At 74.3% G+C, this 405-nt stretch carries 2 pseudogenes; both read left to right on the top strand.

Features of this window, described 5'->3' with window-relative positions:
• Positions 1 to 188 (top strand): annotated as a pseudogene (locus EN885_RS33790) (hypothetical protein); the annotation flags it as partial.
• Positions 185 to 405: pseudogene (locus EN885_RS33305) on the top strand (hypothetical protein); the annotation flags it as partial. The pseudogenes EN885_RS33790 and EN885_RS33305, both read left to right, overlap by 4 nt.

Below are 405 nucleotides of genomic sequence, written 5' to 3'. Positions count from 1 at the left end.
ACCTCGGCCTGATGCACCGCGCCGGCGTGCTCGGCCGCCGCAAGGACGGCAACCTCGTGCTCTACCGCGTCACCGACGCCGCGTTCACCGAGTTGTGCCGCACGGTGTGCGTGCGCGTCGCGTCGGAACTCGACGGCGACAAGTCGCTCAAGCGCAAGGTGAAGAACCTGATCGAGGAGCTCGGATGAGCGGCGCCGATTCGTCGGTTCCCGGCCGCCTCGTCAAGGCGCCGGAGGGCCACCTCGACGCCGCGCAGCTCGCGGCCGCCCGCGTCGCGCGGCGCAGCTTCATGGGCAAGGCGCTGGCGATCGGCGCCGGTGCGACGGCGGGTGCCGGTGCGGCGCGCGCGGCCGATGACCCGGCGATCGTCGAGCTGCCCGCGCACACCCGCGGCCTGGGGCAGGG

This window comes from Mesorhizobium sp. M6A.T.Cr.TU.014.01.1.1, from assembly GCF_004022765.1.
Classification (GTDB): domain Bacteria; phylum Pseudomonadota; class Alphaproteobacteria; order Rhizobiales; family Rhizobiaceae; genus Mesorhizobium; species Mesorhizobium mediterraneum.
This window is presented reverse-complemented; position numbering and strand designations above follow the sequence as displayed.